This is a genomic window from Pseudoalteromonas obscura, from assembly GCF_030135505.1.
Taxonomy (GTDB): Bacteria; Pseudomonadota; Gammaproteobacteria; order Enterobacterales; family Alteromonadaceae; genus Pseudoalteromonas; species Pseudoalteromonas obscura.
In genome coordinates, this window is the sequence record NZ_JASJUT010000005.1 from 277,738 (window position 1) to 292,087 (window position 14,350).

Genomic DNA, 14,350 nt, shown 5'->3' on the forward strand with positions numbered 1-14,350 from the left:
TTTCTATTTACCCTCCATGAACCACAGGACAGTAGACTATGGCGGACTCTGAAAATAATGTCGCACTAGAGCAGGGATCATATGATCTGATCAAGCGTCGTTTGAGCAACTCTGGTGCTCAGTTACGTAAAGACATCGACTCACTAAATCAAAACCGAATTGAGACCTTTGGCAGTACTGAAATAAAAGTCAAAGGGCGCGCTAGGGTAAGAACCGAACATAATTGCATACCACGAGATATTGTACTTATCGGCGACAAACTGATATTTGCCTACAATGTGTTTTTAGGACTGAAGAAAAACACACAGGTAGGTGATGTATTTACTGTGCAAAAGCTCGTAAACCAAGATGATCATTACGAAGTAGAACCTTACCCAAACGAAACGAAATTCTTAACCAATGAGCGGTTCTTAAGAGATTTTGACGAACTCTATACCTATTACAAAGCATCAAAGCTGCAACACTTATTTCAACAAAACGGCAAGCTCTACGCGCTGTTTCAAATCGGTGATAAACTGTCCGACGTTCGTGTGTTTCGGTGGGAAATAGCGCCGGACAATACCCTAGATTACATTGATAATCGTGGTGAGTGCGATTTAAATCACGACCAAGATTATGACTTTGAATGGATTAAAACTGACCGTAGTGACCATGTAGAGGGACGCCATCCCCACGTTAATATTCTCGACAAAGTATTTGTAGAGACAGTTGGTGGCGATCTGACTATTAAAGTTGAAAATAACACCGAAAGTGGCGAAGGGATATATGCTGAACCTGTCGATGACAAAAACCAGTCGTTGGCGGATTGCAGTGTTGAATATGCCCAACTGGGTGAAATTATCTTACTTAAGGTGCTACCTTATCGCGAAAAGATATGGCGCTACTTTATTTTCAACTGCGTGACGGAAAACGTGGTCCGCCAAGATGCAATTTCGGATGCATGTGTTCAACTACCAGATGATCACGGTATCATTTTCCCTGGCGGTTACTATTTACAATCAGGGCAAACTCGCTCCTTTGAAGACCACATTGACAACCTTGAATTCCACAAACAAATTAAATCCCCCAATGGTGAAGATGTTTTATACGTCTTTTACGAGCCAAGTGAAGGGCGCTATGCGCTATTTGCTTACAACCTGATCGATAAGAATCTCCAAAACCCAATTTATTGTCATGGATATGGGGTATACAACGATGGACTCACCATCACCTTTAAAGCTGAAAAAGAAGAAGCTCAGCGAGTCCATCCAATTCAAGTGTGGGAAAGTCCTTTTTGCTCCGCAGAATTTGCAGCGAATGCACCAACACCAACGAGTATGTTGGGGAAAATTGGCAATCCAGATCTGGTACGTGGTATTTCTGATTTATACAGTGTTTGCAAAGCGATCAATGAGCAAAATCCAAATGTTTCACATTATGAAAGTCTTATATCGTTAACCCGCAGCATTCTAGATCGCTATCACTGGCTTACTGAGCCGGATTTTTCACCCCTTAATGCTCAGTTACACGAAATATTTGAAACTTCTGAGCAAGTGCTAGATGAATTTGAAAAAGTCAGCCAAATTCAGGAAACTGCGAAAAAAGCCCTATTGGATATTAACGCTGAATTTAAGTCGACAACCAAAGATATTCGACCGGACGCTTTTAAACTCGCAGCCGAGTTTGTTACAGGCTTGGAGTCCCTCAAGCTTTTAAAAGGTAAAATCATCAGCCTTGAAGAAGTGAAGTATATTGATGTTGGAGGGCTCACTACATTACAAACGGAGCTAGATAAGCTGTTTATAAACCTGAGTCAAGCTACAGCACATTTTTTGCAACAAGACTCTGCCTTAGCGCCTTATCAAAGCAAATTAAGTGAGTTGACAGCGCTGAGCGAAAAAAGCGAAAGCGTTAGTGAACTAAATGGTTTTTTGAAAGAGCTGGATACACTTGGTAGTGAACTGGACTTGCTCAATCATACGATGCTTGATCTGGAAATTGATGATAGTCGGATCAGAACGCAAATTCTTGAAGATGTCAGTGGCGTGTATGGTTTGGTCAATCGAGCTAAAGCCAGCATTGAAATTCGACGTAAAAGTTTGGGCAGTGTTGAAGCAAAAGCGGAATTTGCGGCGCGCTTCAAGCTCTTTAGCCAAAGTATCACCAGCAGTTTAAACAATGCTCGTACACCAGAGCAATGCGATGAGCAGCTATCAAGGTTACTTATTCAACTTGAAGAGCTGGAATCTCAGTTTAGCGAGTATGACGAGTACCTTGCGGAGATCATGGCCAAACGCGATGATGTATATGAAAGTTTTGAGGCGCATAAGCAGCAGCTGATAGAAGAGAGGCAGCGCAGAGCACTCAATTTAGCCAATGCCGCAGAACGCATTTTACAAGGTGTGACTAGGCGTTCGCAAAACTTCTCCGAGATAGATGAAATCAACAGCTATTTTGCGTCAGATCCGATGATAAGTAAGCTGCGGGGGCTGACCCAAGAACTAAAAGAGCTCGGAGATGAGATCAAGGCGGATGATATTCAAGCAAAGCTAAAAGCTTGCAAAGATCAAGGAATCCGCTCACTGCGAGACAAACAGGATATATATTGTGATGGTGGCAATTCGGTCAGAATCGGCAAACACAACTTTGGTGTCAACAAGCAACTGTTAGATCTCACTTTGCTACCTCGTGATGAGGACCTCATGTTTCACCTCACCGGTACTGAGTACTTTGAGCCCGTCCAAGAGCAAAGTATTCGTGACACGCTTTTGTCATATCGACCTTATTGGCAGCAGAATTTAATTTCTGAAAATACCAATATTTACCGTGGTGAATTCTTAGCTGCACAGGTGTTGAGTGCGGCAAATGACCCGTTAAATGCTCTGACGCATAGCCAGCTTGAACAAGCGATTGCCGACGATACATTGCTCTTATTGGTGCAAAAGTTTGCTGAACCGAGATACCAAGAGGGCTATGAAAAAGGCATTCATGATCATGATGCAGCCTTAATACTACAGAATTTACTGGCTCAAAAGCAGGCACTTGGTTTATTGATTTACCCAACGTCAGCGCGTGTTGTTGCGCAATTATTTGCAAGCCAATGCGATACTCGAACCTTAATACAGTGGTCCGAGCAAGCTAAGCAAGCGCAACTAATGGAAACAGTATTGGGAGATACGCGCTTCAAGGCCCAATTAGCAGGGCAATTAAGTGATGAAATAACAGGGTTTGCGCAATCTAGTTTAAGTCGCTATTTGCCATATGTATCAGCTTTATCGGGACAACTGAGTGCAGAGTATTTGATTAAAGAACTGGCGCAAAGCAAAAAAGAGCTCAGCTTTGTGATGTCTAGCAAAGTTAAAAAAGTTGCTGAGCAGTTCAATAGTATGGCGAGAAGCAAAGGTTTTTCGGCGTCTTTGCAAGATACGCTAGGGGCCCTTGAACATCTACAAGACAAAGCCATTATGATGGCAAGCTGGTTGAATGCTTATGGGCAGCAGCAAAGTGATGAATACAGTGCTGAGTTACTGATTGAAACGGCAAACGTTGTATTATTGCAGCAGTTAAAACAGACGCAATTTGAACCTCAAGATGTCACGGTTTCAAATCAGGTGACTGGATTGCTAGGCCAACATACCCGTATCAATGAGCAAACTTTAACGCTCGACTACGCTGAGTTTTTTGCCCGGACGCAGACGTATTTGTCTACGCATGTAAGTGGCTTTAGTCATTACCATGAGATCAAATCGGAGATCTTGGCTGAGCAAAAAGAGCGATTGCAATTGGATGAGTTTAAGCCTAAACCCTTGAGTTCCTTTGTGCGAAACCAGTTGATTGATAAAGTCTACTTCCCAATTATTGGTGACAACCTTGCAAAGCAAATAGGCGCGTCAGGCAATAATAAACGCACAGACTTAATGGGGATGTTATTGCTAATTTCTCCCCCAGGTTATGGTAAAACGACTTTAATTGAATATGTCGCAAATCGCTTGGGGCTAACCTTTGTGAAAGTGAATTGTCCGTCAATTGGCCATGACCAGGTGTCTTTAGATCCCGGGCAAGCAATGAATGCAACCGCTGCAAAAGAGATCGAAAAAATCAACCAGAGCTTTGAAATGGGCAACAACGTGATGTTGTATTTGGATGATATTCAACATACCAACCCAGAATTTTTGCAAAAGTTTATTTCCCTTTGTGACGGGTCAAGGCGAATTGATGGGGTATGGAATGGCCGCAGTAAAACCTACGATTTAAGAGGCAAAAAATTTGCAGTTGTAATGGCCGGTAATCCATATACCGAATCGGGTGAGAGCTTTAAAATACCAGACATGTTGGCCAACCGTGCTGATATATACAATTTGGGTGATACCTTATCAGGGTGTGAGCAAGAGTTTGCGATGAGCTTCATTGAAAACGCCTTGACTTCCAATGCCGTACTTGCGCCATTAGCCAATCGCAATATGCAAGACCTGTATAAATTGGTCCGCATTGCCGAGGGAGAAGATATCTCACTGAATGAACTTGAGCACAATTATTCTCAAGCTCAAGCAAATGAAATTATTTCCGTGCTGCAGAAGCTGATCCAGATCCGAAACACTATATTAAAAGTGAATGCTCAATATATTGCGTCGGCTGCACAAGATGATGACTATCGTGTTGAGCCGCCATTTAAGTTACAAGGTAGCTATCGCAATATGAACAAAATGGCAGAGAAAGTTGTTGCGGCGATGAATGATGAGGAATTAGAAAACCTTATTCAAGATCATTACCGAGGAGAGGCGCAAACCCTAAGTAAAGGCAGTGAGGAAAACTTACTTAAACTGGCGCAACTTCGCAACACGCTTTGTGAGCAAGAAGCCAAACGTTGGCAGCAAATTTTAGATGACTATGCGCTGCTCAATAGAGCAAATGATGCAGGTAGCCCAGTTTTACTCGCGGTTGAGCAGCTAGGTGAGTTAAATGAGTCGTTAACCAGTATCGCGTCGAAACTAGACAAAGACCAGCTGAGCCACAATTACTCAGCGCTATTGGAGAAGTTAAACGGCGCAGTTGGTGAGCAAGATACAAAGGGCAGTCTGCAAGCGCTTGCAAAGGTGATTGAGCACAGTGCACAACAGTCACCGCTTACTTCGTCATTTGCACAACTTTCAGCACAGTTAGCAGAGCAACATCAGCAAAAGCTGGCGCAAATCGACATGCATAATGCGCGCGGTGCAGATACAAATGAAGCGCTAACAAGCAAAGTAAGCCAAGCCATAAGCCAATTAACCGAGTCATTAAATAAAGAGCATCTGCAAAGATCTGAACAGGCTCAGCAAGCTACTATAAATGCCGATAACTCGCTTAAATCTCAACAAGATTTGAAAGCTGCGTTATCAGAAGAGTTGCGGCAAGTTACTGAAGCTCTGGACCGCCAGCGTAATAGCCATATGCGCTCCACCGAGCACTGTACGCAACTACAGCTCGAAGCGATGTCAGATCAACGTACCGAGCTTACTAAACTGGCTTTAGAACTGGCCAACGTAAACACTGCGCTGACTCAGCAAAACTCAACTCAAGAAGAGTTTGTAGTGCAACAAGCAACCAGACAGCAGGCTTTGGCAGAAGGGCTTACACAGAAATTGACAGACTTAGTAGAGTCAATTACGGAGCAAAGTTCAGCAGAGCAAAATAGTAAACAGTCAGCGCTGCTTGCAGATATTAGCAGCGCCTTGAAAGCGATTGCAGACAAACCTGATACTGCTGGTGCACTTGCGGATCTGAATCTCAATATCCAGCAAGGGCAAAGTAGCTTAGCTCATCAGTTGAGCACAGCGATTGAAGCAGGGCAGAGTCAAGTTATCGCTCAACTCAGTGCTAAAAATATTGCTGAGCAACATACAACCCCCAGTGAAGAGGTCGCACTCGCTTTGAGTGAGTTAGTAAGCAGCACTTTACCTGAATTGATGAAGCATGCTGAAAAATCGAGTGATATTGATCCAAACTTGGGTCGAAAAGTTGATGTTATTTTAGAGCGTCTGGCACGCATTGAAAGCCTGCCAGCAAAAGCTCAGGGGTCATCACAAAATAGCGATAATCCATATATGCTATAAACTTGTTTAATTACCAGTCCTTTTAAAAGCGATGCTATTAAGCATTGCTTTTAATTTTTTCTAAATAGAGTTTCAAGGCTTAGATAGGATTCTTGAGGAGAAGTATTTCAGTTGGTACGGTGTTAGCTTTTTCTGTAAAACACATATAGCTTTCAATTTATATTGTCTATTTTTTAACAGCAGCACAAGCCCGCTTTGGGATACTATAAAATAACTTTCCTGAGCAAAGTAGCTATTAAACATGACTTCATGTTGTTAGTTTTGTCTGTTTTATGCACAGATATTTTATATAGGGCGTTTACAATTAACGCCCTTTATTTTTCATTTGGACTTACTAGATTTCTCCAACCGCTTCACAGGTCACGACCCCTTTTCTGTATGCAGGTGGGTATGTAACTCTAAAACATTGTGTGACGCGTACATTACGCACATTTGGGTAGCGACGTTTCAGATTGAGTATTGCTCCCCCTCTTGCAGTGTCATAATTTAAATGCTCAGCTCCACCCCAAGCGCTTACTGTAGTAGCAGAATGTGCAGAATAACTAGTGATGGCAACAACCACACTTACAATCGTAGAAAGCATCATTTTTTTCATTTTTACTGTCCTTGTTTGTCTGTAATTTGTTCGATTTTAACTGTACTGCAACTGTGTCTAAGGTCAATATAGACCTTAGTATTTAACGAGTTTCATTTATCTCTACATTTGTGAACATGGTTTTTGAGATAAACATTACACAATTGCCATTATATTGTTTAAAAAATCGCATCAGATTTGAGGTGGTCAACAACTAAAAGGAGTGTAAGCGTGGGTTGTATAATAATGATAATTGATTGCTATATACGAATATGATGGTTGTTGACGCGGTAATCCGTTTATACGCAAGCCTAGCACTTTTTTAATACTCTGTTTTTACCTTGCATTGAAGCACTCGTAATTCCTAACTACACTCCTAAATACGCTCACATGGTTATATATTTTTTCAGATTGCATAGGGAATGATATATGCGTATTTTTAACAATCTAAAACTCCGCTGGAAGTTAATTTCAATTGCGTTAATCCCCTTAGTGTTTATGGTTGCACTCGCAATAGACAAAGTATATGAAAGTCAGCAGCTTGAGCGGGAAAATGCCAAGCTACTACTGCTGACTCAATTATCTGTATTGGCCAATGAATTTGTCCATGAAATGCAAAAAGAGCGCGGAGCAACTGCTGGGTTTTTGGGAAGTAAAGGGGCTAAGTTCTCTGACGTGTTACCTAAGCAACGAGAAGACACAGACAAAGCAGCCAGTCGATTAGATAATTTTTTAATGGCGTTTGATGTAAATGAGTTTGGTAGGGAATTTGCTACTCAGCTCAACAGTGCGCTTACATTGAAAAAGCAACTAGGAAACGTGCGTGAACAGATCAGCGGATTTTCTATATCGACAAGCGATGCCATTGGCTATTACACGCGATCCAATGGCGCTTTCTTATCAACAATCACTTTTTTGGCAAAATTGAGTACACAAAGTGAGATTGTGAATGCCGCGACCGCCTATCGCAACTTTTTAAACAGCAAAGAGCGAGCCGGTGTCGAGCGTGCGGTATTTACCGCTGTTTTTGCCGAAAATCAGTTTAAGCCAGGGCAGTATGAGAAGCTCAGAAACTTGATCACGGTCCAGGATACATATATGGAAGTGTTCTTAAGTCTGGCTTCGCAAGAGAACAAACGATTTTACCTCGCGACAATGGAGAATGAAGCCGTTACCGAAACGCAAAAGATGCGTGATGCGGCATTTGCAAAAGTGAATGAGGGTAATTTTGGCATAGATGCGGCTTATTGGTTTAAGATGCAAACAGCGAAGATAAATTTGTTGAAAACTGTTTCAGATAAGTTGTCTGGTAATCTTGCCACGCTGTCAAACAAATCATTGGAACAAGCGAGCCAAGATGTTTATTTTGCGGTTGTGCTTATGGTTGTTTCCCTATCGCTGACACTTGGTTTTGTATTTTTTGTGCTACAGCGCATCACATCCCCAATCAATAATGCGGTGAATATTGCTCAAGAGATTTCTAAAGGAAATTTAGAAAATAAAATCAATGCGGATACCAAAGATGAATCAGGTCAATTGCTAGAAGCGTTGGGTGGTATGCAGTCTAGCTTGCTTAAGTCGCGACAAGAGCTGCAACAAAGAATGGAGTTGGAGCGTACTCAAGCCGCTGAAAATAATCGACTGAAACAGGCATTAGATAATGTCTCTGCGAATGTGATGGTTGCCGATGAGCGAAATACCATTATTTACCAAAACAATGCCTCACAGGCCTTATTTACAGAAAGCCAAACTGCGATTGAAGAAACACTCACAGGCTTTAACGCGGAACATATTGTTGGATCTGATGCGAGCAAACTGCATCCTTCTCCGGCGGCTTTGTCACAACAGTTGAGTAACTTGAGTCAAACTCACAGCGAAGAACTAAAACTGGGCAGAAAATCTTTGAAGTTAACGCTCAACCCTATAGTCAGCAAAGAGCAAATAAAGCTCGGGGTCGTCCTAGAGTGGCAAGATCTCACTCAGCAACGAGATGCCGAATCTCAGATCCAAAAAGTAATTAAAGCGGCAGCTAAAGGCGAGCTAAATACGCGTATTGATAGCGCTCATTTTGATGGGTTTATGAAAGTACTTGCCGAGGGGATTAATGAACTGCTAGAGGCAATAGTTGGTCCTTTGAAAAAAACCGCAGAAGCTGTGCACCTCATCTCCAAAGGTGATGTGCCCGCATTGATAAATGAGCAATATCAAGGAGATTTTGCGTTACTGAAAAACAATTTGAATACCTGCATTGAAGTTGTTGGTTTGATGATAAAAGATGTCAACGGCTTGGCGAATGCAGCTGTAGCTGGCGACTTAAAAAAACGAGTGGACCTGACTCAGCACAATGGAGACTTTCGAAAAATCGTTACTGGTGTCAACAATATGATGGATGCGATGGTCGGGCCATTGACGAAAGCGGCCAACGTCGTTGAAGCCATATCACGCGGAGATATTCCAGGACATATTACTGAGCAATATAATGGCGACTTTGAATTGCTCAAGATAAACTTAAACACCTGTATTGATGCAGTAGGTCAATTGATTGATGATGCAAATTCGCTTGCTGACGCGGCGAGTAATGGTAATTTAGCAGCCAGAGCAGACACCTCAAAACATCAGGGCGACTTTCAACAGATTATTACAGGTGTGAATACTTTATTAGAGGCTGTTGTTGCCCCGATGGATGACTGCAAGTCGGTCATGACGCAGGTCGCAAAGGGGGATTTATCTCAGCAAATGGGCGACGTTTACGCTGGTGACTTTGCTTTACTAAGTCAGTCAATAAATACAAGCCTGAATAGGCTCTCTTCAGTTGTCGAACAAGTGATGGCTAGTGCAAATCAAACGGATAACTCTTCGAATGACTTGTCCAGTGCAGTGGTAAACTTAAGTCAAAGAACGGAGCAACAGGCGACAGCGCTAGAAAAAACGCGCTCTTTGATGGGAGAACTTACAGAGTCTGTGGTCAGTAGCGCCGACAAAGCACAAAATGCAAATCAACTCTCTGCTGATACCCAAGTACAGGCCGAAAGTGGCTTCAAAGTTGTTGGGGATGCTGTAGATAGTATGAATGAAATTAACCAAGCCAGTGAACGGATCACTGACATCATAGGCGTGATTGATGAAATTGCTTTCCAAACCAATTTATTAGCACTTAATGCCGCAGTAGAAGCTGCGAGGGCGGGTAAACAAGGTAAGGGGTTTGCCGTGGTTGCTGGGGAAGTAAGAGCCTTAGCGCAGCGTTCTGCAACAGCAGCCAAAGAAATAAAAGAATTGATCCGTGCCAATGTTGACAAAATATCTATAGGGACACAGTTAGTTAATCAGTCAGGTGATACACTGAGTAAAATTGTTAATGCGGCACAGAGCGCTAGTGAAATGATCGCTGAAATTGCAACTATTTCCGATCAGCAAAACAGCGCAATCAAGCAAGTTAATCAGGCGATTTTACAGATGGAAGAAATGACGCAGCAAAATGCAGCAATGGCGGAAGAAGCGTCTGCCACCGCTGTATCAATGTCTGAGCAGGCAGGAGACATGAAACGAAAACTCAGTGGCTTTACAACTAAAGGAAATGCAGCACACAATCTAATAGGCCACACGCTATGATTTGGGGTTGTATTTGCAACAGAGTGGGAATTTAGTTACCGCAGGTTGGTTTAATGTACTCTTGAATCTGACATAAATACCAGCTAGATGCTGTTTTTGACTTAATAAAGACGACAATCGCGACAAGCATTTTTTCAGCTCAATGTGAGGCTAGCGGTCTAGCCGCAGCCCTCACGATAAATTTTATACTTTAGGTACTAAACAACCGAATGAGATCGCTAAGTGTTCTTTGAAATAGGTTCATCGGCTTGATGATAAACCTATCAAAAATTAGCTCTTTGGGTGTGTTTTGAGCTTTCAGCACGCTGTTAAGTGCATAAAGATGATTGGCATTTAGATCTAATGGGGCCTCATTAGGTTGGAAAGTAGAGCCAATTGGGTAATAGAGCTTTGGCTTGTTTTTCATTTCAATATGGGCACCTAATATTGCTTTTACTTCATGTTTTTTAGCAAATTTAGCAAGTTTATCAATACTTTTTTTATAGGATGCCCAATCTTTAATATAGATATAGCCTGGATACAAGGTGTCACCAGTGAGAAGCCATTTATTCTTGTCATCATATAAACTGATGCTTTCTTCTTGGTGGCCAGGCGTTGGAAGCACGGTTATCTGTCTATCGCCTAAGTCGATGGTTTTTTGGCCATTTGGCCAATCTTCAAATTGAAAAAACGTGTGCACTGCTTGCCTTGCTGGATTGACTAGAGTTACATTTTTCTGTCCTGAAAATGACCAGTCTCCTTGGTAATGGTCGCTGTGTCCATGGGAGTGGAGCACGAAAAGCTGTTTGCTTGATAGCTGTTTTTTACCTAACAGCTTTTCCAACTCTTGATATAGATTGTAGGAAGAGCTTTGATCAAGAGCACCTGTATCCACTACCAATACGGACTTCTTTCCTGCCAAAACGTAAATAAATGGAGCTTCGAAAGTTAAGCATTTATTTTGTCTGATTATAAAAGTACTTTCATCATGTTGATAAACATCATGAGGCGCTTGCTGTGAAAATGCGCAGTTTTTTGCGCCATGGTGCCAGTTTGGTTTACTTAGCACTGAACTGGTGAATAAATCATTGCTCATTGGTTTGGCATCGACAAAGTGTGCTCCATGTGTGGAACACCCGGTTATCAATAAAAGTATAATAAATGCACAAGTTTTCATTTTTGCTCCCTATGACAGAGAATTGTGATTTTAGTAAGGCATCGCTTTCATCGGTTGTGTAATTCATTTAGGCGCTGCATAAGAGGTTTGTCTATCAATGCTTGCTCAGCTAAACGCACTTTTGCCACAATGTCGCATTCTATCTGTTGATTCAGTTCACTAAATACTTGCGACATGTTTTTTGTTAGAGGCTTTAACTTGACTGCCTCTTGTTTTCCCAGCTCCGTTAAGTGAATCATTTTTGCGCGTTTGTCTTGTGGGTTAGGCTTTCGGTAAATCAAATCGAGGCTTTCTAGTGTATTGATTCTTTGCGTTGCCATTTGATGTGTTACCTCTAATGCAGATGCTAGCTCTGCCACTGTCACACCATGATTTTGTTCAATAAAATAAATGCTTGAAATAGCTGTACTAGGAGTGGTGATCCCATAACTTTCAGTCACTTTAGCGCCCTGTTCGATTATTAGGTCTGATAGTCGCCGACAAAAGTGAGCCAAAAAAGCATTGTCCAAGTTGTCAAAATAAGAACTCATTAAAGTGCACTCTATTTATACAAGTACTTGTACAATAGCACTGAAATGAAACTATACAAGTACTTGTGTAGTTTGTTCGGGTATAAAGCAGATTGTGTATTAGATTTTACGCTCACGTAATTGCTTGAATAATGCACGAATGATTGAAATAGAAATAGTATTCTAGTTAAATAGTTAATGTTAAAGAGCTGAGATGTGGCATGGGTGAGCAAGGTTAGTTTGCATACCGTGATAACGAAAACAGTCGCTAAGGAAAGGGGTGTAAAAGGAATATTATGGTAACGCCTATTATTATTTTATTGTTGTTAATTGGCCCATTAGCAATCAGTTATTTATTTTCAAAGACTCAAAAGCAACCGCTTAATATTAGAAAGTTCGCCTGTTGGGGTTTAGGGTTGGCTTATCTGTTCTTTTTCATCGGACACTTTGTTAAAGCGCAAGGTATGGTTGAAATGCTACCACCCTGGGTGCCTTTTCGGTTAACTTTGATTTATTTGACTGGTGTACTCGAATTGGCAATAGGGATTGCGTTATTTATTCCTAAACTTCAGCGTTTTGCAGCACGGTTGGCCGTGATTGTTTTTGTGGTTTTCTTTCCCGCCAATATTTATGCAGCCGTCAATGGTGTAGGCCTTGGTGGTCATCAATGGGGACCTATATATCTATTGATTAGGGGTCCTTTGCAAGTCATTTTAATTTCTTGGGCTTACTTCTTATGCATTAAACCAGCCCAAGTTCAATGGAATAAAACATAGGGTCCTACGTTGATTGATTAGGCTGTGCTTACCAACTACCTGTTAATTAAATGAGCTTAAATTTATGCATGTGCTTTATGTTTTCTTTAGGCGTTTGAGGGAGCTGCGTGTTTTTATTACTGCTTGTTTTCAGTATAATTTTGTTTTATCAATATTGAACAAGCTAGGAAGTATGTCATGAAACCAAAACTGTTTGTATTAAAGATGCCATTTGAAGATGGGCCTAATAAATCATGGATATGTTCGCATTGCGCCATGATAGAGGGCGCCTTGTTGGTGAATAAACACTGGGAATCGAAAGTAGACATGCATAGGCTCGATTTCCCAAAGCCTCGAAAGGTGCTCGTTGAGTTATTAGGTGAAGACAAACAGTGGCTACCAGTATTGGTGCTGCCGGATGGCGAGACCTTAACAGACCCCACTGAAATAATTAACTGCCTTGCAGAAAAATATGGCGGTGCGGCAGTACACCCATAACAATCTTATGAGCATTTGGCTAAAGCTTTGAGCTTAAATATCAATCACGGATAGATTTGATTGCATTATAGGTACAGTATTCAGCTTAGCACGGTTGTTATATCTAGTTTGTAATTATAAAAGGAGTTGTTTCGATGGAGTATAATAGCCCACTAGGAAGTGCCAAAGAAAAACATTTAATATCCTTACTGCAATTACCGAAAGGCTCAAGTGTGTTAGAAATTGGGTGTGGCAATGGGCGTCTTCTACATAAAATCCTCGAAGCATATGAAAGTTGCGTTGTCGGCATAGATATAGATGCTACGTTGATCCAGAAGGCGAGTGCGTTCGCATCAAGTCGCTTCAACACTGACAGGTTTCAGTTTGTGTGTGATGATATTTCAAACGTGGAGGTATCAAATGGTAGTTACGACTTAATTGTATGTAACGGAGCCTCACACGCCTATGGTAATCTTTCCTGTGCACTCAGTACTATGGCTCGCTTTTTAAAACCCAATGGAAGGATGTTGTTGGGTGAGTGTTTTTGGATACAGCGACCAGACACAGCCTATTTAAACTTTTTGGGAGTACCCGAAAACTTCTATCTGTCGCACTTTACCACCGTTAAAGCGGCACAAGCGCATGGTTTTCAGGCTTTATATGCAACGACCAGCAGTGTAGAGGAGTGGGATAACTTTGAGTGGGGCCGAGTAATGCAAGCGCAAGCAGCCCTCAAAGATTGTCCAAATGATGCAGATATACAAGCAAAAATTGAACAGCTAAATACTTGGATGGATGCGTATCTTAGGTGGGGAAGAGAAACCTTGGGGTATGGATTTTATTTATTTGAAAAGAAAACCAAGTTTTAGCTCTGTCATTTATGGCTGTATTAAATAGCCACCGTTCGATAAATATAATGGCATATTCCCCTTAGTATATATCTTTAATCATATCGAGAAGGCGGCATTGTTCCAATCTCAAGTATGTTATCCATCTATTTTTCATTTGACTAACTTACGATGAATTGGCAGTCAGATTGTATATTAAACTAGTTTAGGAGGCTGCGAGAACGCAAAGGTGAAGTGTTTCTTAACACAAAAAAGTGGAGGAGTGATTGGTAAAAACGGCAAATGCTAAATTACCATTAATCAGCTAGAAGAACATTAGCTGGCAACTCAATTTGGCAAGCTTAGTTTAGC

Annotated in this window: 8 protein-coding genes; 5 read left to right on the forward strand and 3 right to left on the reverse strand. The window is 41.5% G+C overall.

Annotation, left to right across the window (positions count from 1 at the left end; genetic code table 11):
* Positions 1-38 precede the first annotated feature (38 nt).
* Positions 39-6,071, forward strand: a complete 6,033-nt coding sequence (locus QNM18_RS14355; RefSeq protein ID WP_284137628.1) for a DNA repair ATPase — start codon at positions 39-41, stop codon at positions 6,069-6,071.
* Between the two features lie 334 nt (positions 6,072-6,405).
* Here the strand turns inward: QNM18_RS14355 and QNM18_RS14360 are convergent, their stop codons facing one another.
* Positions 6,406-6,666, reverse strand: coding sequence for a hypothetical protein (locus tag QNM18_RS14360; protein ID WP_023401408.1), 261 nt, complete (start codon positions 6,664-6,666; stop codon positions 6,406-6,408).
* A 408-nt stretch (positions 6,667-7,074) separates the two neighbouring features.
* Between QNM18_RS14360 and QNM18_RS14365 the strand changes: the two genes are divergently transcribed.
* Positions 7,075-10,254, forward strand: coding sequence for a methyl-accepting chemotaxis protein (locus QNM18_RS14365; protein ID WP_284137629.1), 3,180 nt, complete (start codon positions 7,075-7,077; stop codon positions 10,252-10,254).
* A 190-nt stretch (positions 10,255-10,444) separates the two neighbouring features.
* Here QNM18_RS14365 and QNM18_RS14370 read toward each other — a convergent pair whose 3' ends face one another.
* Together QNM18_RS14370 and QNM18_RS14375 are read right to left on the reverse strand one after the other, a co-directional pair.
* Positions 10,445-11,410, reverse strand: coding sequence for an MBL fold metallo-hydrolase (locus QNM18_RS14370; protein ID WP_284137630.1), 966 nt, complete (start codon positions 11,408-11,410; stop codon positions 10,445-10,447).
* A 47-nt stretch (positions 11,411-11,457) separates the two neighbouring features.
* Positions 11,458-11,940, reverse strand: a complete 483-nt coding sequence (locus tag QNM18_RS14375) for a MarR family winged helix-turn-helix transcriptional regulator (protein WP_211011516.1) — start codon at positions 11,938-11,940, stop codon at positions 11,458-11,460.
* Positions 11,941-12,215: 275 nt separating this feature from the next.
* Between QNM18_RS14375 and QNM18_RS14380 the strand changes: the two genes are divergently transcribed.
* The 3 genes from QNM18_RS14380 (at position 12,216) to QNM18_RS14390 (ending at position 14,020) form a co-directional block, all read left to right on the forward strand.
* Positions 12,216-12,695 (forward strand): DoxX family protein, encoded by a 480-nt coding sequence (locus tag QNM18_RS14380; protein WP_284137631.1) that lies wholly within the window; start codon positions 12,216-12,218, stop codon positions 12,693-12,695.
* A gap of 177 nt (positions 12,696-12,872) precedes the next feature.
* Positions 12,873-13,172, forward strand: coding sequence for a DUF3088 family protein (locus tag QNM18_RS14385; protein ID WP_211011514.1), 300 nt, complete (start codon positions 12,873-12,875; stop codon positions 13,170-13,172).
* Between the two features lie 134 nt (positions 13,173-13,306).
* Positions 13,307-14,020 carry an SAM-dependent methyltransferase gene (locus tag QNM18_RS14390; protein ID WP_284137632.1) on the forward strand — a complete coding sequence of 238 codons (714 nt, stop codon included), beginning with the start codon at positions 13,307-13,309 and terminating at the stop codon, positions 14,018-14,020.
* Positions 14,021-14,350: the final 330 nt, after the last annotated feature.